Origin of the sequence: Ammoniphilus sp. CFH 90114, assembly GCF_004123195.1 — a bacterium.
Lineage (GTDB): Bacteria > Bacillota > Bacilli > Aneurinibacillales > RAOX-1 > YIM-78166.
On sequence record NZ_SDLI01000006.1, the window covers coordinates 124408 to 147120 of the forward strand.

The 22713-nt window shown below is 41.5% G+C and carries 20 protein-coding genes; 7 read left to right on the forward strand and 13 right to left on the reverse strand.

Features of this window, described 5'->3' with window-relative positions; all coding sequences use genetic code 11:
• Positions 1-5 precede the first annotated feature (5 nt).
• From EIZ39_RS14905 to EIZ39_RS14915, 3 genes are all read right to left on the reverse strand, one after another.
• On the reverse strand, positions 6-698 hold the full coding sequence (locus tag EIZ39_RS14905) for a CoA transferase subunit A (protein ID WP_129201023.1): 693 nt from the start codon (positions 696-698) through the stop codon (positions 6-8).
• A gap of 251 nt (positions 699-949) precedes the next feature.
• Positions 950-2386: a sigma-54 interaction domain-containing protein gene (locus tag EIZ39_RS14910; RefSeq protein ID WP_129200782.1), complete on the reverse strand. Its 1437-nt coding sequence runs from the start codon at positions 2384-2386 to the stop codon at positions 950-952.
• Positions 2387-2403: 17 nt separating this feature from the next.
• The gene (locus EIZ39_RS14915; RefSeq protein WP_129200783.1) at positions 2404-3543 is read right to left on the reverse strand and encodes a peptidylprolyl isomerase; all 1140 of its coding nucleotides are present in this window, start codon (positions 3541-3543) and stop codon (positions 2404-2406) included.
• Positions 3544-3819: 276 nt separating this feature from the next.
• Here EIZ39_RS14915 and EIZ39_RS14920 point away from each other — a divergent pair, with 276 nt between their 5' ends.
• Positions 3820-4434 carry a TVP38/TMEM64 family protein gene (locus EIZ39_RS14920; RefSeq protein WP_129200784.1) on the forward strand — a complete coding sequence of 205 codons (615 nt, stop codon included), beginning with the start codon at positions 3820-3822 and terminating at the stop codon, positions 4432-4434.
• Between the two features lie 39 nt (positions 4435-4473).
• Here EIZ39_RS14920 and EIZ39_RS14925 read toward each other — a convergent pair whose 3' ends face one another.
• Positions 4474-4809, reverse strand: coding sequence for an ASCH domain-containing protein (locus EIZ39_RS14925; protein ID WP_129200785.1), 336 nt, complete (start codon positions 4807-4809; stop codon positions 4474-4476).
• A gap of 220 nt (positions 4810-5029) precedes the next feature.
• On the opposite strand from EIZ39_RS14925, the gene EIZ39_RS14930 reads away from it, so the two are divergent.
• The gene (locus EIZ39_RS14930) at positions 5030-5260 is read left to right on the forward strand and encodes a hypothetical protein (RefSeq protein ID WP_129200786.1); all 231 of its coding nucleotides are present in this window, start codon (positions 5030-5032) and stop codon (positions 5258-5260) included.
• 48 nt (positions 5261-5308) lie between these two features.
• Here EIZ39_RS14930 and EIZ39_RS14935 read toward each other — a convergent pair whose 3' ends face one another.
• From EIZ39_RS14935 to EIZ39_RS14945, 3 genes are all read right to left on the reverse strand, one after another.
• Complete coding sequence (locus tag EIZ39_RS14935) at positions 5309-6739, reverse strand: sensor histidine kinase (protein WP_129200787.1); 1431 nt, start codon at positions 6737-6739, stop codon at positions 5309-5311.
• A complete protein-coding gene (locus EIZ39_RS14940) occupies positions 6736-7434 on the reverse strand; it encodes a response regulator transcription factor (RefSeq protein ID WP_129200788.1) in 699 nt (232 codons plus the stop codon). Before EIZ39_RS14940 ends, EIZ39_RS14935 begins: the two co-directional genes overlap by 4 nt.
• A 141-nt stretch (positions 7435-7575) precedes the next feature.
• Entirely contained in the window at positions 7576-9864 is a 2289-nt protein-coding gene (locus tag EIZ39_RS14945; RefSeq protein ID WP_129200789.1) for an Ig-like domain-containing protein, read from the reverse strand.
• A 248-nt stretch (positions 9865-10112) separates the two neighbouring features.
• Here EIZ39_RS14945 and EIZ39_RS14950 point away from each other — a divergent pair, with 248 nt between their 5' ends.
• Positions 10113-12278, forward strand: coding sequence for an alkaline phosphatase (locus EIZ39_RS14950; RefSeq protein ID WP_164985110.1), 2166 nt, complete (start codon positions 10113-10115; stop codon positions 12276-12278).
• Between the two features lie 56 nt (positions 12279-12334).
• On the opposite strand, the gene EIZ39_RS14955 is transcribed toward EIZ39_RS14950, so the two are convergent.
• The 3 genes from EIZ39_RS14955 to EIZ39_RS14965 form a co-directional block, all read right to left on the reverse strand.
• Complete coding sequence (locus tag EIZ39_RS14955) at positions 12335-13444, reverse strand: hydantoinase/oxoprolinase family protein (protein ID WP_129200790.1); 1110 nt, start codon at positions 13442-13444, stop codon at positions 12335-12337.
• 98 nt (positions 13445-13542) lie between these two features.
• Positions 13543-14202 (reverse strand): L-fuculose-phosphate aldolase, encoded by a 660-nt coding sequence (locus tag EIZ39_RS14960; protein WP_129200791.1) that lies wholly within the window; start codon positions 14200-14202, stop codon positions 13543-13545.
• A gap of 47 nt (positions 14203-14249) precedes the next feature.
• Positions 14250-14771: a YfiT family bacillithiol transferase gene (locus EIZ39_RS14965; protein ID WP_129200792.1), complete on the reverse strand. Its 522-nt coding sequence runs from the start codon at positions 14769-14771 to the stop codon at positions 14250-14252.
• Between the two features lie 155 nt (positions 14772-14926).
• On the opposite strand from EIZ39_RS14965, the gene EIZ39_RS14970 reads away from it, so the two are divergent.
• Positions 14927-16153 (forward strand): aminopeptidase, encoded by a 1227-nt coding sequence (locus EIZ39_RS14970; RefSeq protein WP_129201024.1) that lies wholly within the window; start codon positions 14927-14929, stop codon positions 16151-16153.
• 20 nt (positions 16154-16173) lie between these two features.
• Here the strand turns inward: EIZ39_RS14970 and EIZ39_RS26675 are convergent, their stop codons facing one another.
• Positions 16174-16323, reverse strand: a complete 150-nt coding sequence (locus tag EIZ39_RS26675; protein ID WP_164985111.1) for a hypothetical protein — start codon at positions 16321-16323, stop codon at positions 16174-16176.
• A 165-nt stretch (positions 16324-16488) separates the two neighbouring features.
• Between EIZ39_RS26675 and EIZ39_RS14975 the strand changes: the two genes are divergently transcribed.
• On the forward strand, positions 16489-16920 hold the full coding sequence (locus tag EIZ39_RS14975) for a hypothetical protein (RefSeq protein ID WP_129200793.1): 432 nt from the start codon (positions 16489-16491) through the stop codon (positions 16918-16920).
• Positions 16921-16998: 78 nt separating this feature from the next.
• Here EIZ39_RS14975 and EIZ39_RS14980 read toward each other — a convergent pair whose 3' ends face one another.
• The gene (locus tag EIZ39_RS14980; protein WP_129201025.1) at positions 16999-17649 is read right to left on the reverse strand and encodes a CAP domain-containing protein; all 651 of its coding nucleotides are present in this window, start codon (positions 17647-17649) and stop codon (positions 16999-17001) included.
• 214 nt (positions 17650-17863) lie between these two features.
• Here EIZ39_RS14980 and EIZ39_RS14985 point away from each other — a divergent pair, with 214 nt between their 5' ends.
• Positions 17864-18550, forward strand: coding sequence for a cobalamin B12-binding domain-containing protein (locus tag EIZ39_RS14985; RefSeq protein WP_129200794.1), 687 nt, complete (start codon positions 17864-17866; stop codon positions 18548-18550).
• On the forward strand, positions 18537-19097 hold the full coding sequence (locus EIZ39_RS14990) for a hypothetical protein (protein ID WP_129200795.1): 561 nt from the start codon (positions 18537-18539) through the stop codon (positions 19095-19097). Before EIZ39_RS14985 ends, EIZ39_RS14990 begins: the two co-directional genes overlap by 14 nt.
• 43 nt (positions 19098-19140) lie before the next feature.
• Here EIZ39_RS14990 and EIZ39_RS14995 read toward each other — a convergent pair whose 3' ends face one another.
• Positions 19141-22671: a chemotaxis protein CheB gene (locus EIZ39_RS14995; protein ID WP_129200796.1), complete on the reverse strand. Its 3531-nt coding sequence runs from the start codon at positions 22669-22671 to the stop codon at positions 19141-19143.
• Positions 22672-22713: the final 42 nt, after the last annotated feature.

Consider the following 22713-nt stretch of genomic DNA (forward strand, 5'->3'; position numbering starts at 1 on the left):
CCTTTCTATGCCCTTACTGTTCTACGTTCAATTCTCTTTTCATATTGGCTGCACTGAATAATGCGTTGTACATAAACACTCGGAGTATGGATGGCGTCTGGATCCATAACTCCCACTTCAACTAACTCTTCGACTTCTGCAATAGTAATGGCCCCGGCGGCAGCCATCATGGGGTTGAAATTTCGTGCCGTTTTGTTATAGATGAGATTCCCTAACTGATCGCCTTTCCAAGCTTTAATTAGGGCAAAATCGGCTTTGATAGCCTTTTCAAGAACATATTCTTTCCCATCAAAGACACGAACCTCTTTCCCCTCCGCTACGGGTGTACCCACACCAGCAGGTGTGTAAAAAGCAGGGATACCAGCTCCGCCGGCTCGAATTCTCTCGGCTAATGTTCCCTGAGGAACCAACTCCACTTCTAGTTCACCGGATAAGAATTGACGTTCAAATTCCTTATTTTCACCTACATAAGAGGCTACCATTTTTTTAATTTGTTTATTTTTTAATAGAAGGCCTAGACCCCAATCATCGACTCCACAGTTGTTGGATATAACCGTTAGATCTTTTACTCCTTTTTCTCGCAATCCTAAAATTAAATTTTCTGGAATACCTACGAGGCCGAATCCGCCTACTACAAGTGTCGCTCCGTCCTGAATTCCGGATAGGGCTTCTTGAATTGTTGTGTAAACACTCATCATCCATGCTCCTTTCGTTCTATCGCGTACTTGTTTCAAAATAAATCGCTTTCATGGTCTTTTATTAAGCAAGAAGCGTGCCAATAACATAAATTGAATTTACGAATTTGTGACAAATGCCGTGATACTACGGTTTTGACTGTCTGATTTAGGGGAAAAGCTTATTTGAGTTCAGGATTTAATTTGATTATTTTTTCCGTACATCAGGAATAAAGTCCTGACAACAGGAAAAGAGCATCCGGTTGGATGCTCTTTTATTCGGAAATTTGGTACTTATCTAGTTTGGCATAAAAACTTGATTTGCTCACCCCGAGCCGTTTGGCTGCCAATAATTTATTTCCATTTTCCAGTTTTAGAATCTTAAGAATGGTGTCACGCTCTACTTGTTCCACAATTTCCTGCAAGGTTGAGCCATCCCGAATGATGGTAGATTCCTTCATGCGCTTGCGAAATAGATTAGGTGGCAGGTCGGTTGCGGTGATCTCGTTGCTTTCTTTTACGTATAGCGATCGTTCTAGGAGATTGCGCAATTCTCGAATGTTGCCTGGGAAGGGGTGATTTAAAATGATCTGCATAGCCTGTTCTTCAATTCCATCTACTTGTATGCGTGTTTCGAGACGCAACTGATTCAATATATGGTCTACTAATAAGGGAATATCTTCTTTTCTCTCCCGCAGCGGGGGAATCTCAATCATCAACACATTAAGGCGGTAATAAAGATCCTCCCTAAATAATCCTTGTTCGACAAGTACTTCAAGATCCTTGTTCGAGGCAGCAATGATTCTAACATCAATAGGCTCCGGTGATTCGGCTCCTACGGGTTCAATTTCCTTTTCTTGAAGAACGCGAAGTAACTTTACCTGCATACTTAGTGGCATCTCACTAATTTCATCAAGAAAGATGGTTCCATTGTAAGCTAAGGCAAACTTCCCTTTTTTTCCTGACCTCTTGGCCCCTGTAAAGGAACCCTCTTTATATCCAAACAATTCGGATTCGAACAAAGCTTCAGGAATGGCTGCGCAGTTTACACGGATAAAGGGTCCGTTGGCTCGAAGGCTCTCTCGGTGGATCGCATGAGCAAACAACTCCTTACCCGTACCGCTTTCTCCCTTAAGCAAAACAGTCGTGTCGCTCTTAGCCACTTTTTTTCCTAGTTTTTTTACCTTTTCCAGCACAGAACTCTGACCAACGATATGATCAAACGAATACTTGGCTCCTATTCTTCTGGTGCCTTCATTCTTGTAATTGTCCAACTCCTTGTACAGCTTGGAGAATTTAGAGTTCATGGCAAAGAGATCATCAATGTCTTGGAACATGATTTTCCCAACGACTGCTACGACTTCGCCGTCCACAATGACAGGAAGACGATGCGCGATCATCTGATGTCCGTTTATTAATTGGAGATCGGCAATTTCTGCTTGACCGGTTTTGGCTACGATATGCATTCTTGTATTTTCTACCACTTCAGTAACATGCTTGCCAATGAGGCTGTTAACATCATCCTGCCCAACGAAGGAGGCATACGTTTCATTGGCCGTCTGGATATAACCATCACGGTCTACGATGATGATTCCCTCATAGGCGTGCTCTAGAGCTGTACGATATAAATCTAGTTCTTTATTGGACTTGTTTACTTCATGGTTTAAGCTACGAAGTAGACGGTGTACCCAACCTTCTTGCTTTATTTTCACAGTTCTATCCCCTCTACCTATAACTTCTCATGGATGAGGATGTTGTGGATAAAGACGTCTTCTACAGGTACGCTCTTTTCATCGCCTGTTGCATTAAGTTTTACTTCAACATTCGATATGGAATCGAGGGTTTCCCATCCATCCACCACACGACCAAAAATGGTATACATGGGATAGAGGTTTAGGCTTTCACTGCCTGTCCCGTTACAGATAAAGAATTGACTTCCATTCGTATTAGGTCCTGCATTAGCCATGGCTACTACTCCCAACTCATATTGATGTGCAGCTGGGGATTTCAGTTCATCCTGGAATCGATATCCAGGATTTCCACGGCCAGTTCCCGTTGGATCTCCTGTTTGCACCATGAAATCTTGAATCACTCTATGGAAGAGCACGTTTTGATAGTAGCCTTCCTTAGAAAGGAAAACAAAGTTATTCACCGTTTTTGGTGCATCTTTTGCGAATAGTTCGATGGTTAATTGTCCCTTGTTAGTCACGATTGTTGCTCTGTAATCTTTCTTAGGGTCTATTATCATATCAGGAGGAGTTGTCCATCTTTTTGTCGTGGTTTCACCGCGATCAGAAGCAGATTGTGTTTCCTTTAGCCCATTTTGTAGAGCGTTTAGGAGAAATTGTACGGCTTCTGCACGAGTAAGTAAATCATTTCCTTTGTAAGCTTCAAGTGGATTCTCATGTTTGATCTTCCCGTTTGCTAGCTTTCGATCCATACAATATAAAATAGCCGCATCGCCTATAAAGGGGTCCCCGTTTGCTGCAGCTATAATTTCAGCTACTTGCTTACGATTAATCGGTTGGTTTCGAATAGTCAAATTGGTTTGACCTGTTATCGGATAGTCTAGTGTAGATGCCCAGTGATAGACATGATCTGACCAATGCTTGGTTTCTTTTAGTTCTTCTCGATTAGGAGTAGGTAAAGCCCGGAAAAGCATAGTTAAAAACTCGGCTTCTGTTACAAAAGAGTTGGGTTTAAATGTCCCATCGCTATAACCCTTCACGACATCGGCTTCTATCGCCCATTGGATAGAAACAGAAGCCCAGTGGTCTGTCACATCCGAAAATGGAAGATTCGTTGCATGAGTAACAGAAGAGAATAGGAAAGACGCAGCTAATGTTGAGATAATGCCTAATTTTTTCATACGATCCTCCGTGTATTTAAGCTTACGTTCACCCTAGTTTACCACCTTTTTAAGCTAAAGAAAAAGCCAAAGCTAGCCTTATCTTTCATAGGCTTGAAGATACTTTGAAAATAGTATTAAACATAGGTATACTTAGGCAGTAGAAATGTTAGGAGGAAGCGGAAAATGTTATATGCTGTTTTTGTTACGATGTTTATAGTGGCTCTCATCTTTGGTGGGCTTATGTTTTATTTTATTCGTAAGGGAAATGAAGATCGTCGTTAAAAGGGGAACCTGATGAAAAAGCTGGCTTTGACTGTTCTTTATATTGGAATAGCTTATGGTGTTTATTTATATGGGGATTCCTTGTTGGCTTGGTTTCAGCAAGCTAACAATCCGGTTATTACGACCTTGATGGCTACATTCATGGCCTTATTTCCTGTTATACCTTATCCGATTGTAGGAGGGGTGATTGGAGCGGCGTACGGACCTTTGTCCGGGGGGATTATCACTTGGATAGGTTCATCGATGGCTTCTCTTATCATGTTTATTTTTGTGCGATATGGCTATCAAGAATGGGGAGCTCAATTTTTAAAAAAATATAAGAGGACAGAGCAAGTCACCTTGTTGTTTGAAAGAAATGCTTTTCTTGTGATTTTATTTAGCAGAATGATACCCATCATTCCTTCGATCTTTATTAATATCTATTCCGCTTTAAGCAGAGTATCTTTTATGGTGTATGCTCTCGCCTCATCTATTGGGAAAGTGCCAGCTATGCTACTGTTTGCCTTTGTTGGGGATAATCTGGTTTCAGATCCTAAAAATTTGATAGTTACCATTGGGGTATATGCGATCTTTTTTTCCATTACAATATTCCTCTACCGTCTATGGGAAAGACGCTACAGAACATAAAGGGCCATACGAGTGTACTCGCATGGCCTTTCTTGTTTTTTATTCTACTGCAGAGAATTCGTGAACCCATACCTTCATTTGTGGAAGCCACGGCATCCCAGGGTGGATAGATAAAATAGATTGTTTATATTCCTCTAAGTTATCATAGCCTTCCATCTTCGCCTTCTCATCGTTTAGATCTCCCAAAGTTTCTTGATAAACTCGATCTACACGAAACGATTTTCCATTCAAGATCATGACTTCACCTGGATCGGCGTATCTGCCGTTTCTACGGGTGGAGATTTTTTTTCCTGCAATAACCCTCTCAATATCCTCAGGTTTTGTAATCATTCGATCGATCTCACATGTTTTAGGTGGTAGTGTTGGAGTTGACATATGTAAAACCTCTCCCTTTATTTAAGTAAATACCCTTTCCGTTCCTTTATAGTCTATCACAACATCTATTCCTATGCCTAAGAACAGGGTCATAAAAAATTCACAATGATCCTCTAACTTTTCACAAAGTGAAAACAGATTGGTCATAGTCGCTTTGTATAATGAAATCAATCCCACAGAGGAGTGGGAAGCAAGAATAAAACCTAAGGGGGAATTAAAAATGAAAAAGTTCTTTATGTTATTGATGACTGGTGCATTGGCTATAGTGTTAGCAGTAGGATGTTCATCTCAGGAAAGCCCGAGTGGCGGATCTTTAGACCAACCAACAAGTGAAACTCCTGCCGTTGATCAGCCTGCCCTACCTGCTAATGGGGATATTCAAGAGCCGGCAGATGATACAGCAGTAGAAGGTGAGACAACAGAAGAACAAGGCGAAACGACTACTAACTAAACAAGCGAAACAGAGGCAACTCGAACATCCGAGCTGCCTCTGACTTTTTTATATTTCAACAATGGGAAGACTAAACGTAAAGGTAGTCCCCTCACCTACTTTACTTTTAACAGAGATTTCTCCATCATGCATTTCCACTAATTCTTTAACAATGGCTAAACCTAACCCAGTGCCTTTAATGGTTTTGGAACGAACTCGATCTCCTTTAAAGAATCGCTCCCATATACGCTCTAAATCTTCTTCTCGAATCCCCATACCCGTATCCACAACCTGAATTTGTAAATGTTGACCCATCTGTTTGGCCTCGATGGTTACAGATCCTTTTTCGGTAAATTTTATAGCATTAGTGGCTAAATTTTTTAAGATTTGGATTAAACGATCTGGATCTGCGAGGATCGTAGGAAGATTGGGTTCGATCTGCGATTTCAAGCGAGTCCCTTTGTCCTCTGCTTCTTTAGATAAACACTGAACCACTATATGAATAACTTCATCTATTTGTACTGGTGTTTTATATAGGGTTACATCTTTATTTTGGAGCTTAATCAATTCCATCAAATCATCTACCAGGCGATTCACTTGCAAGGTTTCCTGATACATGATTTGATAATACCTTAAACGTGTATCTTCATCCTCGACTAACCCATCCTGCAACGCCTCTAAAAAGCCCTGCATGGCGGTTAATGGAGTTCGCAGCTCGTGGGAAATATTAGTCAGGAAGTCATTCCTCACTTTTTCTTGGGAACGTTTGGTATTCTCAACTTGCTCTAATTTCTCTGCTAGACAGTTGATGGTTTCGGCAAGGTCCGCAATTTCAGCAGGGTGTTCAATGTGAACACGCTGATGATAGTTTCCTCTTTCAATCTCACTTGTCGTGCGTTCAATTTTCCTTAGTGGTCGGGAGATTGACCACGATATATAAGATACAATCGCTGTTGAGAAAATGACTCCGAATAGAGTAGCCCAGAGAATGGTTTCCCTAATATAATTCACGGTTTGAGCCATCCCTTCCACGGGTGCATGGAGTACGATTCCACCATATATATGATCCTTTTTGCCCCAAGGCACGACAACAGAGAGCATCGGTTTATTTAATCCTTCAAACTCTAATTCGGTTAGGATGTCCTTACCTGTCAATACGGTAGAAGCAATTCTCTGCGAAACAGCCTTCCCAAGGAATACTTCATCCTTCATGGAGGTGGCGATAATCTCTCCTTCCCTATTAAAAACCCAAATTCGATTATCAAAGGATTGATCGAAGAACGCGAGAAGCTCGACTGTTGACTCATTGGGTACAGACGTATGTTGAATCGCTAAATTCACTCTCTTCGCTTTACGCACTAATTCTTCCTGTGTACGTTCATAGAGATGGCCCTTGGTGAACCATGTAATGGACAATCCAACAACGCCAAGGCCTAGGAGAACAGTGACTAAATAACTGATCATAAGGCGACGAAAAAGAGTTTTGTGTACCCATCTCATGAAGCGGCTACCTCAAATTTATACCCTACTCCCCACATCGTGTGTATGACCTGGTAATCTAACGGGTTTAAACGCTGGCGAATTTTCTTAATATGGACATCTACTGTACGAATATCTCCAAAAAAGTCGTACCCCCATATTTGTTCGAGCAACTGTTCACGAGTAAAAACCGTTCCCGGGGATTTGGCTAGATGGACAAGTAAATCGAATTCTTTTGGCCTTAAGAGCAGACTCTCGCCATCTATGATGACAACTCGCTTTAGCATGTCGATGACAAAGTTACCGAAGTTTAATGTCTGAGCTGCATTTTCGTCTTGCGCATCTTTAGGTTGTAAACGACGAAAAATAGCTTTCATTCTTGCAAGGAGCTCTCTTGGGCTAAAGGGTTTCGTCATATAGTCGTCTGCCCCGATTTCCAGCCCTAAAACTCGATCAATCTCTTCTTCCTTTGCTGTGAGCATGATAATAGGGACATCAGAAAATTTCCGAATCTCGCGACAGACGTCGAAGCCGTCCATTCCAGGCATCATGATATCTAAAATAATGAGATCAGGTGAATGCTTTTTGGCTAAGTCAACCGCATGGTCTCCCCGATCAGTCTCGATAAGATTCATCTTTTGATTGCTGAAGTAAAGACGTATGATTTCTCTTACATTAGGATCATCATCTGCTAATAATACCTTAATGTGCTCCATTATGGTGTTCCCCCTTTTATGAATTCACGTTAAGGATTCAATTACCCTCACGATTGTTTTCGCAAACTCACCAGATTTTATGGGGGGAACATGCAAGGAAGAAAGAGGGAAAAGCCTAATGAATAGGCCTTTCCCTCTAGATTACGGTTTGTATATTTGGTTCATGACAACGGCTGCCGCGGCGCGAGTAAGAGGTTGATCTGGTCTAAAGGTCTGATCAGGATATCCTAGTATAATTTTTTCCTTTACTACGGCACCAACTAGACCTTTATTGTTTATCTTTCTTTGATCCTTAAACTGAATAGCTGAAGGTGCTGCTTTTAGTTTTAGGAAGCGAGCCGTCATCACCGCCATTTCCTCGCGACTAATGGCTTGCTGAGGGCGAAAATGAGTGCCATATTCACTCTTCACAACAATGCCCTGGTCAATAGCGGTTGCAATGTAAGCGGAGGACCAACGGTCTGTCGTCACATCACTGAATGAGTTTTCTGCTTTTTTTAATGATATGTTCTTGGCCTGAATTAACATGGTTACGAACTGTTCTCTGGTCACAGTCTGATCGGGCTTAAAGGTACCATCACTAAATCCATTGATAATCCCGTGGTTAGCCAAGTTTTCGATCGCTAGTTTAGCCCAATGATTTTGAATATCTTTAAATGTTTTTAGATCAATTTTAAAAGAACGGATGTAGTGACCATCTACGTATATGGAATACTCCTGATTGGCGTCAAGTCCTGAAAAGGTGATTTTTCTTTCTTTTGTTGTTTTTGAGTCAAAGAAAATCCCGTCTCTACGAAGAACAACTTCCACTAACCCATCCGTTCCAGTCCATACAAATTCAACCGCACCAGTGCCAACTTTCTTTACACTTAAATCACGAAGGTTCTTAATTTTATCCGTTCTTACCGTTCGAACATAATAGCCATCCAAGTAAACATCATATTCTGTATCGCGATCCAATCCTTGAAATTTAGCCTTTCGATTAGAAGTAGACAGGGAATCGATTCGACGCCCATCCTTGAAGAGTTCAACGAATACGGTTCTAGTTGTACCGCTCCAAGACATGCTTATACTTGTGCTGGTTTTCTCATCAATAGAAAAGTCTTTTAGCTGATTTAAGTTTTTTAGCTGAAAACTACTTACCCATTTATCACTGATAAGAATTTTATATTGTGCTTCTTCATTTAAATCATAGAAAGTTGCACTCCGATTATTAGTGGATATAGAATCGACTTTTCTACTGTCTCGTATAAGGGTAACTGGAACTGTACCTGATGTCCCGCTCCACGAAACCGTAACACTTGATGAATGGTTTTTATATAGACGAAGATCCTTGATCTGCGTATGTGAAAGTTGGGAAATGATGAAGGTCTTCACGTGATGTCCATTTAAGAATAATTTATATTCTGCATTTTTTTCTAGTTTTGAGTAGGTAGCTTTTCGATTGCTTGTTGTCGTGGATTGGATTAAAGAATTCCCTCTTTTTAATTCAGCCTTTACGTTTCCTGATGTCCCGTTCCAAGTAATGGTGACTTTGTTGTCACTTTCTTTATCTACAATAAGGTCTGTAAATCGCGGGATGACCGTTACCGTACAAGTGGCTTTTTTCCCTCCATCTACGGTTGACACCGTGATGGTAGCTGTTCCAGCCTTTAGTGGGGTAACCACTCCCTTCGAATTCACTGATGCAATAGAGGGATTGCTAGTTTGCCACTGCACTTTCTTATTCGTTGCATCGGCTGGGTGGATTGTGGCTTTTAAGGTAGCTGTTTCACCATCTGCATGTAAAGTCAATTTTGTTTTATCTAACGTTATGGAATGCACGGGGAAATCAATAACCTTTATTTGACAAGTGGCGGTAAAGCCACCATCGACACTTGTAGCAACGATCGTCGCTGTGCCTATACCTATTGCTGTAACTTTTCCATTTTTATCGACCTTGGCAACATGAGAGTTGGTACTGGTCCAGTTTACTTGTTGGTTTGTCGCATCTACAGGTTGGAAAACAGGCTTCAGAGTGACGTCTTCCTTTCCCCATGTGATTGTAACGTGGGTTTGGTTTAACGTTAATTTTTCTACCTTTTTTTCCTCTGGTATTACCGTCACCGAACAAACGGCTGTCAACCCACCTTCAACGGAAGAAACGATGATAGAGGCTGTCCCCGGGGCTAAGGCTTTCACTCTTCCCTTGTCATCAACCGTTGCCACGCCAGTAGAACTGGATGTCCACCGAACAGCCTGATTGGAATTAGAAGGTAATACCGTTACCGAAAGCTTATCTGTTTCTTCTCCTACGGTTAGAGTAAGTTTAGATAGGTTAAGCGAAATGCTTGCAACAGGATCTTGTGAAGCAGAGGTAGTAAAAGGGTGGATGAGGATAAAACCAATCAACAACAGAACCTTGATAAAAGATGATACATTCATCGTCATAACGCTTCCTCCTTTTTGATTTCCAACCGGTTCTGATTGTTTGACGCTGGAATGATATGGGAAGTTTCATTAACTGGTAAAAATAGGTAGTCGATCCTATATGCGGTTTAGGCCTTTCCTACTTTAGGGGGAGGTGAATGAAGATGATCCTCTTTTTACCAACATATACATTGTTTGTTCTTAATTGAATAACAAATACTATCCATTGAAGTCACATCTATACAATACTTGATACTCAATGGAGGAAAATGATGAGAAAAAGAATCTTAAACGGGGTTCTGGCTGCTTTATTGACTCTCAGTATGGTGGGTTGCGGAACGGCTACACCCAGATCAAATGTACAACAATCAGAATCGATGAATCCTCAGACAAAGAATACAAATCAAGGACCAGAGCAAGGTCAATATTCTATGGATCAACAAGCCGGAAACAGAGCCACGAATGATCTGGGTCCAGATCCTGTGCAACGCGGAACCAGGCAAACGTCATTTCGAGACAGTGAGAATCTAGATGATAATACACAACAGAATTTGTCCATAAACAACAATGGACGTAATGCTAATCAAACAGCGAATATTACCGCGGCAAAACAACCAAAAAATGTGATCGTGCTCATTGGTGATGGTATGGGCATAGGTCAAATGGAAGTAGCTCGCTTGTTCGAGCATGGAAAAGAAGGACGACTTTTTATCCAGAGCCTTCCTCATGTTGCTCTCTCCCAAACCTACTCTGCTGATAATAATGTTACGGACTCTGCGGCTGCCGCTACCGCCTTAGGTACGGCAACCAAAACAAAAAATACGATGATTGGTGTTACCCCTGATGGAAAGCCGATTGATAGCATCTTAGAGGTCTTCCAGATGGCAGGGAAAAAGGTGGGAATCGTCTCCACCAATACGGCAACGGATGCTACCCCTGCAGGTTTTACAGCTAAGGTATTGAGTCGAGCTGGACAAGAGGAGATTGCCAAACAGTTATTCCGGGGACAGGTGGATGTCATCCTTGGTGGAGGAAGAAGTTATTTTACGGCCGAGAGACAAAACGGCGTGGATCTTATCCAAAAATTTAAAGATCAAGGGTATACTTATGTAACCAATCGAAGTGAGTTGCAGGCAGCAACGGGTGATAAATTATTAGGGTTATTTCATGATTCTTTTATGAACTATGTCATCGATCGCGATGAGTTGAATAGCAACGAACCGACGCTCAAGGATATGACAGCAAAAACGATTGAACTTCTATCCAAAGGGGATCAAGGATTTTTTGCCATGATCGAGGGAGCTCGTATTGATCACGCTTCCCATGCAGTGGACTTTACGAGTATCTGGAAAGAAACGATTGATTTTGATAATGCCGTAAGGTATGCAGTGGATTGGGCAAGACAGAATGGAGACACTCTCGTTGTCGCTCTTGCTGATCATGAGACCATGGGGATTGCGGCTTCTGAACCGATGGATATTAATAAACTAAAATCCATTCCTGTGACACCAGAATATATGGCTGCCCAATTAGTCGTAGACACGGCAACAAACAATTCTTACACCGCGAACAGTGTACGTGATGTTTTTAAGCGATATGCTAACATTGATCTGTCTGATGCACAAATCGCTGAATTTAATGGAAGAATTGTTGATGCACAAGGGAAGATTCTTCCCTCGTTTAAGATCGGTTGGGAAATAGGAAGTATCATTGCTGATCGTCACCATGCGGCGGCGATGAATACTGAGATACGTTCCTTAAGTGGTACCGGTGGGCACTCCGGTAACATGGTTCCGATCTTTGCTTATGGCGTTGGGGCTGAAAATTTTAACGGTGTTATAGACAATACGGATGTCCCTAAGATGATTTCTTCCATATCAGGTGTAGGCTTGCAGACGATTAAGGTCTTCGTAGGAACAGAGCGAGTAAGGTTTGCGGTTCAGCCGACGATTACAGGGGGAAGAACACTGGTCCCGATTCGCGAGATCTCCGAAGCGTTGGGTGCGACTGTAGATTGGAATGAAGCAACCAGAACGGTGTCCATCCGGAAGCAAGATACAACCGTTAGCTTGGTTATTGGTCAGAGTCAGGCTACACGAAATGGCGATACTCTAACACTTGATGTACCTGCTCAAGTGATGAAAGGTCGTACGATGCTTCCTCTTCGTTTTGTAGGGGAAGCGCTAGGGTCCGATGTAGGTTGGGATGAAACAACCAGGACGATCACCATCACAGCACCGGCTGCGGCCCCGGCAGATGAGGCTCCAGCAACTCCTGCCCAACCGCCAGCTCCCGCAGAGCCTGCGGCACCGCAACAACCTGCAGCATCTGAACAACCAGCAACACCTACAGAACCGGTGACACCAACAGAGCCTGTAACACCTGTTGAGCCAACTCCTGGAGATACTGAAACACCGGTTGCACCTGCTAGCTAGGATTAAATGAAACAGAGCACCCAGTTGGTGCTCTGTTTTCTTCTATTGGATGATGATTAGTAACAGTAAGAAACCTGGATCCGTATAAACTGATCCTCATCAACTACAGCATGGCAATACGGAGGAATCCAAGTTGTCGAATCAGCTTGGACAACAATGGCTGGTCCGTACAATGCTGTTCCTGTAAACAGTTTTTCTCGATCATAAAAGGATACTTCCATATTGGTAAGCCTATCTTCTATACAAAATAAACATTCAGATCGCTCGAGTAATGCGTCGGACGCAGCATTTCTTTCATGTAGGCGAGGCTCGTTCTCTTTCAACCAACGGGATATGGTTTCATTCATGTGGAAGCCTAAACTTGGAAAGCGAGGTACGAGGACTTCAGGTATCCCAAGATTCTGAGCTATCTCTACGGCGTGAAGGGGGCCCATCCCACCACAGGCGACTAAGTTAGTTTCCTCAGCCACCAGGTTATGTTGATTGAGGATATTTAGTAGTGAAGCGCTCACTGAATGATTAATTTGACTAATAATATGGTTGGCTGTTCCGAAGGGATCTTGTTCCCTGTGGGATGATAGACGGTTTATCGCTCCATAGGCTTCATTCTTTGATAAGGCAAGATTATCACCAAGAAAATGAAAAGGAAATAAACGTCCCAGTAACACATGAGCATCTAGAACGGTAGCTTGCGTTCCCCCTTGCCCAAAACTTGCTGGACCTGGGTAATAACTGATAAATGAAGAATCAAAGGCAAACCATTCGTTCTCTGGGGACGTAATGATGCTTCCACCCCCGATTTGGCTCAACTCCGTTAAGGCTGACGTGCCCTCTATAGAAATCGTACTCGCGCCCATACTGAACAGGATTAAGTTTCTCTGATCATGAGTAAAGTTATCTGACATTTGTTCAGGATCCGTCATTTTAGCATGAGGAAAAAGTCGTGATAAATCTTCCAATGAGTCTATCATAGTTGCTCCGTAAATCACCTCACGAATGTCTGAGGGAACAAAACCGTAATGCTCACACAAGGTTTTAAGCCGTCCTACCCCATATGCGTGGCTAGAAGATGAAGGGTGACGGTGTAACCGTACGGCTCTATCTTCAGTATTAATAAAAACGTATTTATCAAACGTACTGCCTAGATCGATTCCTAAAATCATCATGAGGCTTTCCCCCTCCAAATTCTATATAGCTAACACCATACTTACTCGAATGGTCTGGGGTTTATACTCTTCGTTAATAAATGAAAAAAGAGAAGCGACTAATCGTTTCTCTTTGTGCTCATTTGTCCGTAGCTTTTGAATTTTTCTGCCAAGATTTTCATCTCTTCATCAGGGATGATGACCGGTTCTCCAATGCTCTTTGCACGATAATAGACTTCTGCAGAAAACTCAATTTCTTCTGCAATATTAAAGGCATTCACAATATCGAATCCACCTGCTAACAGGCCGTGGTTTGCGAGTAATACCGCATACCGGTCTATCATAGCTTCAAAGGCGTATTCAGCCAGTTCAGTTGTCCCAAAGGTAGCATACTTCGCACAGCGCACATTGTACCCTGCGTAGGCAACTAGATAGGAGGCCGCAGGCAATTCCCACTGCAAAGCGGAGATGGTTGTCGCAAATGGGGAATGCGTGTGAACAATAGCATTAACATCTTCTCTCTTTTTATAGAAGATACTATGCATCTCAAGTTCGCTTGAGGGCTTTCGAGCACCGTCAACAATCTCTCCTGCTAGGTTTAGAACGACAACATCTTCAGGTTCTGTCTGAAAATAGTCTAGTCCGCTTGGGCTTATAGCCATGAGTCCTTCCTCACGGTTAAAAATACTAATATTCCCCCCTGTCCCTTTGGTTAAGCCCGCCTGAATCAGTTTTTTTCCATATTCTACGATGTGCTCTCTTTCCTTTTTTAGTAACATGATTTACATCTTCTCCTTTTTATACCAGTAAAAGAACTAATAGTAACCTACCATCCCATTTTCTCTTTTATTGAAGTAATGTGAGCAATATGATGACGACCATGCCATGCATATAATCCTATGTTAACCTTAAGACTGATCCTGCCTGTATCCGGGTGATGAAATGTACGATTAAGCTCAACTTTGTTAAGAGAACGAAGAAGGATCACCCATCGTTTATGTAGGGCATCCAACAGATCTAATGAAACTAGGATGCTGGTTGTAGAATCATGAAGTTCCGCCCATCGGTCTTCGGCATAGGGTTTAATTGTCGGTACATCCTCTGTCAACGCTAGTTTAAATCTCACGTAGCTATTAACATGGCTGTCAGCTAGATGATGAACGACTTGTCTGATCGTCCAGCCTCCTGGTCGGTAAGGAGTGCTTAGTTGTTCATCGGACAAATGGATCACCGTCTCTCGTAAACGAGCAGGAGCGGCTTCAATCTCATCTATCCAGACTTGCAGTTGCTTATCTGTTACCTCTTCCTCATATGAATAGTGTCCAACAGGATATCTCACATCCATCATTTCCTTCTCTCCCCTTCAATATGTTTCCTCTCTTTATTCTTCTTTATCGCTATCCATATTTCCTACTCTTCTTGACCCAAATAGTCAACTTTAATTTAATTAAAATAAATGTTAACATGGATAGGTATCCATAATTTTCCTAGGGGGTTCTTATGATCGATTTTGAAACTATGATAGACCGATATGCTCAGTTAGCTGTAAAAGTGGGAGTGAACATCCAAGCAGGTCAGACTCTAGTAATAACTTCTCCTTTAGCTTCTGCAGATTTCGTTAGGAAAATTGCTCGTAAGGCTTATGAAGCAGGAGCTAAACATGTACATACTGAATGGACAGATGATGAACTAACGCGGATAAAATATGATCTTGCCCCTGATGAAGCATTCTTGGAATTTCCAATGTGGAGAGCAAAGGGATTTGAAGAAATGGCTGAGAACAATGCAGCTTTCCTTTCGATTGTTGCAGCAAATCCTGATCTATTAAAAGGGGTAAATCCAGAGAGAATTGCAATGATGAACAAGACAACCGGACAAGCCATGAATAAGTTTCGAAGTTATGCGATGTCAGATAAGGTAAGTTGGTCTGTGATAGCCGTCCCTTCCCCTGCCTGGGCGGCAAAAGTATTTCCAGATCTACCGCAACAAGAGCAAATGCAAGCTCTATGGCAAGCCATATTCGAGACTACCCGAATAACAACGAATGATCCGGTAAAAGCCTGGCAAAATCATAACGATCTTCTTAATGCCAAAGCAGCGATGCTCAATGATAAAAGATACCGCTACTTGCATTATGAAGCACCAGGGACGAACCTTACGATTGAGCTGCCTTCCGCTCATATCTGGGTGGGTGCGGGAAGCCATAACGAGAAAGGGACTCCTTTTATGGCCAACATGCCTACAGAGGAAGTTTTTACAACTCCCCTAAAACATGGGGTTAATGGAACCGTGAGAAGTACTAAGCCTTTGAGTTATAGCGGAAATTTAATAGAGGAATTTACACTGACCTTTGAACAAGGAAGGATTGTAGATTTTACAGCGGAAAAGGGATACGAAGTCCTCAAACGCCTGATTGAGACGGATGAAGGGTCCCATTACCTAGGAGAAATTGCCCTAGTGCCAAATGATTCCCCCATTTCAAAAACAAACTTAATTTTCTTTAATACTTTATTTGATGAGAATGCTTCAAACCATTTAGCTATCGGTAATTCTTATGCCTTTTGCTTAGAAGGTGGCAAGACAATGAGTAAAGAAGAGTTAGAAGAACATGGGTTAAACAGTAGCCTTACTCACGTGGATTTCATGATTGGCTCTGAACACATGAACATTGATGGCGAAACGGCTGATGGTAAACGTGAACCTATCTTCCGAAATGGAAATTGGGCGTGAGTAATTTCGCTGCATCATAATCATAATCGTACATATTGTACAAACAAAAGAAGAGAGCCACGCTCGTGAACTCTCTTCTTTTGCTTTTGATCTATTGGATCACGTCCGTTTACAGAGTCCTCTCTAAGACTTGATCTCACTCGATGCATTATTAACTTTTCTTTAGCCATAATAAGTCTGTCCTCCAGTTCCCGCTATTACTGGCGGTCACAGTCAAGGCCAATTCCATTCCATTACAGGTGGTGTGATGCATGTCCATTGTTCCCACCGAATATTGGCGCAGAAATGTTTTCTTGAGAGAAGAAGAATCTCATTCAACAAAGGAGGCGTTCTTATTGACAAAGAACAAAACAGAACAAATCGCAGAAGCAGTAGCTAAAGAAGAAATTGCAGAAGAGCTGGTACCGTTACGCAATCAATTGAACCAAATGCAAAGCACTCTTAGTCAATTACAAACATCTCAAACAACAGGGACAACAGGGACTAGTCAAAATCAAGCACAGGCTAACCAACTGTTGACGCAAATGAACCAATTTGCCAATCAGATTCAAAACCAACAGCAACAATCCTTCGAACAATTGCAATCTAATATTCAGCAAGCCGCTCAAGTTCTAAACCAAGCCAGTCAGGCAGTTCAATCTGTTGAGATGCTATCTCAAATGAATCAGCTGATTTCTCAGTCTCAAAACCAGCTTCAATCTATTAGTCAGCAACAACAAAATAATCAAACCATGCAACAAAATGGTTCAACGAACTATTACCAGTAAGTATAAATAAAGAAAGACGCCCATCACAGGGCGCCTTTCTTTACTATATAAAATAGATCATTCGACCGACTTAACTGACTATGGTTTAATAAATTGTTGTACCCAATAGGTTCCGTAGCTTCCGCCTTTAGCAAAACCTACACCAATTTCTGTGAAATTACTACTTAGGATATTTGCTTTGTGCCCTGGGCTGTTCATCCAGCTCTTCATTACTTCTTCAGGAGTCTTTTGACCGGCTGCAATGTTTTCACCAGCATAAGAGTACTTAATACCAAAAGATTTCATCATATCAAACGGAGATCCATATTTTGGCGAAGTATGAGAAAAGTAATTTTGATCTCTCATGTCTTCGGCTTTTACTTTTGCTACACTAGCCAAGGAAGTATTTAACTTCAACGGAGCAAGACCAACCTTTGCTCTTTCTGCATTAACTAAGTTGACCACTTGTTGGGCTTCAGAAATCACAGTTTGATTCGTAGACGTTGGACTAGTCGTTGTTTGTGTCGTTGTTTGTGTCGGTGTTTGAGTTGGTTGTGTTGTCTCAGCTGGTGATGTTGTTTGGGTTGGTTGAGTTGGTTGAACCTGATAAACAGGTACTTTAAATTGAAAGCCGTTCCATGTGAAAGTATAATAGGTTCTTATTGTATTCTCGGTTGCAGCGTAACTAGGTGAAGACAAGCCAATGGCTAGAAGTGCAGCAGATGCTGTTACAATAAATGTTTTTTTCATAGCTCTTTTAAACATGCTTTTCTCTCCTTCATAAGTAAAATCTAGTTGGTACTCTTATACCTTCGCGAAACTCTATCACTTTTTGAGGGTGATAGAGTTGATAATCTAATAGAAATGGTTGCTAGATGAAGTAAAGAGGTTTTGAGCATTGACAGACATTAGTAGCCCTATTCTCTGGAGAAAGATGTATAATGAAGCGAGAGGATCATGAGAGATGGGTGAAGGTATGCTGCCGGATATAGAAAAGTTTGCTGAGTACTTGCTCGACGGAAGAATACAGGATGCACAAAAGATTATCGATAGATATACGAATACGGGTTACAATACCTTGTTTATATATGATCAGTTATTTACTCAGGCCATGAGATATATAGGCTCACTCTGGGAGAACAATATCATCGATGTAGCCGATGAACATTTGGCCACTGGGGTTTGTGATATCCTACTTAGCCAATACATGATTACCCATTCGACTTGCCGTATGAAATCCAGATATAGAGCTATGTTCTTCTGTCCTGAAGGAGAACAGCATTATCTCGGATTAAAGATAGTGTCTTCCACTTTTGAGGAAACGGGATGGAATGTACATTATTTAGGTCCAAATTTACCTCTGGAATATGCTTTAGCCAATGCTATGAAGTGGAAACCAGATGTGATCGGTATATCGGTTTCGATCGTCTATCATTTACCGCAAATTTCACAATATGTTTCGCAGCTTCAGCTGTTACCGAATAGGCCGACTATTCTCCTCGGAGGAAGATTAAGTGAACGATATAGTCTCGATAATCTTTCAACACAAACCATAGTGATACCTGACTTAGTAAGTCTTCATGATTTCCTTGAACATTATCCACATGTTGGACAGGAGTCAGCAGGATGGAGTAAACATGCAAGTTCTTAACTATATTCCAGTACCCTTAGTTTTCATCGAGCCCGATTGGAACATTGTGGCCTATTCTTCTGAAGTTGCGGTACAGTTCTCACTATCTTCGAGCCTATTAGATTGGACGGATGAAGAAAGTAAGAGGAAGCTTCAAAGACTCATTGTTCCGAAGTCGACTCAGAAGATTGAGTTGAATCTTATACACAAAGATGGAACACTCCACCTCTACGATATCTATCAAAAGTGGCAAGAGGATCGCTATGGCTATCTAATCCTCATGGAAAAAGAACAAAGCTCGCAAAGACTCTCCTTTCAGCTGCAACAGTTGCGTCAGCAGCTTCTTGCTCCCCCAGAGCAACGAAAGCAACCAGAGATAGGTAAACCTGTTGATCCGCAGATCGAAGAGTTAGCTTCCAAACTTCAATGGATGGAAGACTTATTCCTGCAGATTCAACCTGATCTTCTTGAGGACAGGAAAGCTCACTTTATTAGTCAAATTTTTCTTCATTTAAAGGATGCAAAAACCATTATTAAAAATTTAGAAGTGAAAAATAAAAGCCAATGAAACTTGTGTTACTAGCAGTTTCATTGGCTATCTTTTGTATTTTTTACATCGGAATTTCCAAACTGATCTTTGTCCCTTTGCCTACTTCGCTATCAATCTCCATGTTTCCATTGATATCCTTCATGATGTTAAAGCAAACAAGCAGTCCAAGACCTGTTCCTTTTTCTTTAGTAGTATAGAATGGTTGTCCAAGTTTAGTTAATTCATTTTCTGAAATCCCCTGACCTTGGTCAATAATCTCAACGGTAATAAATCGATTCCCTTCCTTCTTGACTCGAATATGAATGTCCCCCCCATTTGGCATGGCCTCCATGGCATTCTTCAGAAGGTTGATGAATACTTGTTTAATTTGATTACCAATACATAGTATTTTCCCTAGCTCTTTGTCGTGCTCAGTTTTAAACCGGATATTTTTGATAATGGCTTGTGTTTCTAACAACATAATTACATCGTTTAGGAGAACAAGAATATCTTCTTCTTTTATATTAATCGCAGATGGCTTAGATAGCATAAGTAGTTCATTGATAATCTGTTCTATACGATCAAATTCAGAAAGCATAATTTCGATGTAATTTTTATTTCCTCCATCAGCCCTCATGAGCTGGACAAACCCTTTTAGTGCGGTTAAAGGATTACGGATCTCATGGGCGATACCTGCAGCTAGTTCCCCTACCGCCGATCGCATTTCAGTTTTGCGAACTAGTTCCTCGGCCTTCATCCTTTCCGTTATATCCTCTGCAACCATCACGTAGTGAATCGTCTGAAGGTGCTCATTTCTGACAGGAAGGAAGCTTGCCGATTCCCAATAAGGATCGCCATCTTTTTTTCTATTTTGAATTTGAGCTTTCCATTCGACTCCATTATCTAGGTGCTGTTTAATGGAAGGGTAAATCTCAATTAGATCTTGATGATGTGAGTACATTTCCTCAATGGTCTTACCGAGCACTTCATCAAGCGTAAATCCGCTCTGCTGAAGATATTTAGGATTGACGTATTGGATTACTTTATCCGAATTTGCAATTAAATACGAGCTTGGACTCTGTTGGATCACATAAGAAAGATTCATAAGGTCAGCATTAACCCGTTTTAGTTCGGTGATATTGAAAAACGTAATAACTACGCCCTTTATCACGTTCTCTAATGTGCGGTAAGGGAGAATGCGAACGCTATACCAAGAACCTTCAAAGCTTTGAACTTCGGCAACCCTTTCTTCTGTCGTCTCAATGACAGTTCGAATGTCATCCAAAAATTGTGAATAATCTAACCGGTGTGATATATGACTGATAGGACGGCCTAAATCAACTTCCAAAAGATGGACAATTTCGGTAGCAGCAAGTGTGTAACGACGTATACGCATTTCCATATCCAGAAATATTGTCCCGATTTTTGTGCTCGTTAACAAGTTATCCATATCATTATTAAGCTCAGTTAATTGTTGAATCTTACGCTGGTGCTCGGTATTGACTGAGATGAGCTCTTCGTTAACGGACTGGAGCTCTTCATTAGTACTTTGAAGTTCTTCATTGGCCGCAATAAGTTCCTCATTCGTACTTTGAAGTTCCTCGTTCGTGGTTTCTAGCTCTTCAATCGTAGCTTGTAGATTCTCTTGGGTATAACGCAGCTCTTGTTCTAAATCATAAATGCGCTGATTGGTAAGCCCATCTGGCCAAGGTATCGTTTGTTGACTTAATGTCTCCCTATGATCCTCTAGAACCTCTTGTTCAAAAAAGATGACAATCCATTGTAAGTTTCCATTTACATAATGAGGTTCAAATGATAGGTTGACATAAATTGTATGGGAGCCTTGTTGCATTTTGATTGATTTGTATCCTACAGATTTATCTTCTTTCTTCACTTTATGAAGACCGGTTCCAACTGGTATGGTCAATTGTGTATCCAGAAACTTGAGTACATTAAAACTCATTTCACCACTTGGTAATGAGGCAAAAGGACGGACATCTCCAAAGGTATGTAAAATCTGATGGTTGTCATCGACAATCATACAGGGTCTCATATATTTCGCTAATAAGGTAGAATACAGATGCTCGGTTGTCTTCTTAAGAGGTGACCTATGCATAGGCAGCACCTTCTCGCGCTTTTGCTGATCGGGCTTACGCTCTCTAGCAGGTGCTAGTTCTATAGCACTATTCGAAACCCAGGAGTCAATTTCGTGATATCGGTAAATATTCCATTTGCGGTTATACACAGTAAACAGATGATTGAGCTTACCCACACTTTCGCTAGGACCCAAAAATAAAAATCCTTTTTTATTTAGAGAAAAGTGAAAAAGGCTAAGGACTTTCTTTTGAATATCAGGCTGAAGGTAAATGAGCATGTTCCGACATGATACAAGGTCAATGTTAACGAAAGGCGGATCCTTAATGAGATTGTGTGGAGCAAAGACAATTCGTTTCCTGATGTCTTTATTAACTTGGAGAACATCTTCTTGCTTTGTGAAATAGCGCTCAACATACTCTTCCGGCATATTAAGGGCTACCTCTTCTGGGTATATACCTTGGCCTGCATATTCTATAGCATTAGCATCTAGGTCTGTCGCGAACATTCGGAATGAAAAGTCCGGGTAGTGAAGGTCGAAATAGTGCTGAAATTGGATGGCTAAGGAATAAGCCTCGTCTCCCTTAGAGCAGCCTGCAACCCATATTCGAATCTCCTTTTGTCCCTCTTCTATTTTCTGTTTTACTAAATCAGGGATAACCTTGTTATAGATTTCGTTAAAGGCATCCTTGTCTCTAAAAAATTGTGTTACACCAATAAGAAAGTCCTTCTGCAGGGATAAGAGCTCTTGAGGGTCTGTCAGTAATAACTCCTTGTATTCCTGAAGTCCAGAAAGGCTTTTTAAACTGATGCGTCGTTTTATTCTACGAATAATCCCTGCTCTTTTGTATCCTGTGAAATCAATGCCATTTCGTGATTTGATAAATTGAAGAATATCGATTAACTCATCAGACTCTTCCTCTTTGGGTAGGTAATCTGAATGAATCCAAGAAATAAGGTAGCTTGCAATCTCCTCTGGGGAACCCACGAAGTGAACCATGTCTGTTCCTATGGCACTCTTCGGCATCCCATCGAATCCCGCCGTTTGGTCGTCTTGAACCATTGTTGTTCCACCTGCAGTGTAGATAGAGCGTATACCGTTAGTTCCGTCTGTTCCCGTTCCGGAGAGAATGATCCCAATGCCATTCGGTCCTTGTACACGGGCAAGTGATTCAAAAAAAACGTCTATAGGCAGGTTCGCCTTGTTCATATCCTGATAACGGCATAGACTAAGGATGTTCCCTTCTAACGTGAGAAAATGCTCAGCGGGAATCACGTAAACATGATTGGGCTGAAGTTGCATTTGATCCTCAATGAGTTGCACATTCATCTTCGTACGTCGAGACAATAATTCGGGCATATAAGTTTTATAACGCGGTGAGAGATGCTGAACGACAACATAGGATGCATTAAGATCACTCGGAAGATGATCGAAAAGCTGTTCAAGTGCTTCTAATCCACCTGCTGATGCCCCGATCCCGACCACTCTTGTAGTTTGGTTGTTCATATCTAATTCCATGTTCTTCTCCTATATAGTTAGTCCACTTAAACAAGATTACCA

Excerpts from the sequence above, each read along its gene's own strand:
- EIZ39_RS14960 (WP_129200791.1), bottom strand. The coding sequence starts at position 14,202 with ATGTTACTAAAAAAGGAAAGAGAGCACATCGTAGAATATGGAAAAAAA.
- EIZ39_RS14955 (WP_129200790.1), bottom strand. The coding sequence starts at position 13,444 with ATGATGATTTTAGGAATCGATCTAGGCAGTACGTTTGATAAATACGTT.
- EIZ39_RS14965 (WP_129200792.1), bottom strand. The coding sequence starts at position 14,771 with ATGATGGATGTGAGATATCCTGTTGGACACTATTCATATGAGGAAGAG.
- EIZ39_RS14950 (WP_164985110.1), top strand. The coding sequence starts at position 10,113 with ATGATGAGAAAAAGAATCTTAAACGGGGTTCTGGCTGCTTTATTGACT.
- EIZ39_RS14915 (WP_129200783.1), bottom strand. The coding sequence starts at position 3,543 with ATGAAAAAATTAGGCATTATCTCAACATTAGCTGCGTCTTTCCTATTC.
- EIZ39_RS14990 (WP_129200795.1), top strand. The coding sequence starts at position 18,537 with ATGCAAGTTCTTAACTATATTCCAGTACCCTTAGTTTTCATCGAGCCC.
- EIZ39_RS14920 (WP_129200784.1), top strand. The coding sequence starts at position 3,820 with ATGAAAAAGCTGGCTTTGACTGTTCTTTATATTGGAATAGCTTATGGT.
- EIZ39_RS26675 (WP_164985111.1), bottom strand. The coding sequence starts at position 16,323 with ATGGCTAAAGAAAAGTTAATAATGCATCGAGTGAGATCAAGTCTTAGA.
- EIZ39_RS14995 (WP_129200796.1), bottom strand. The coding sequence starts at position 22,671 with ATGGAATTAGATATGAACAACCAAACTACAAGAGTGGTCGGGATCGGG.
- EIZ39_RS14940 (WP_129200788.1), bottom strand. The coding sequence starts at position 7,434 with ATGGAGCACATTAAGGTATTATTAGCAGATGATGATCCTAATGTAAGA.
- EIZ39_RS14930 (WP_129200786.1), top strand. The coding sequence starts at position 5,030 with ATGAAAAAGTTCTTTATGTTATTGATGACTGGTGCATTGGCTATAGTG.
- EIZ39_RS14905 (WP_129201023.1), bottom strand. The coding sequence starts at position 698 with ATGATGAGTGTTTACACAACAATTCAAGAAGCCCTATCCGGAATTCAG.
- EIZ39_RS14945 (WP_129200789.1), bottom strand. The coding sequence starts at position 9,864 with ATGACGATGAATGTATCATCTTTTATCAAGGTTCTGTTGTTGATTGGT.
- EIZ39_RS14985 (WP_129200794.1), top strand. The coding sequence starts at position 17,864 with ATGGGTGAAGGTATGCTGCCGGATATAGAAAAGTTTGCTGAGTACTTG.
- EIZ39_RS14935 (WP_129200787.1), bottom strand. The coding sequence starts at position 6,739 with ATGAGATGGGTACACAAAACTCTTTTTCGTCGCCTTATGATCAGTTAT.
- EIZ39_RS14925 (WP_129200785.1), bottom strand. The coding sequence starts at position 4,809 with ATGTCAACTCCAACACTACCACCTAAAACATGTGAGATCGATCGAATG.
- EIZ39_RS14980 (WP_129201025.1), bottom strand. The coding sequence starts at position 17,649 with ATGAAAAAAACATTTATTGTAACAGCATCTGCTGCACTTCTAGCCATT.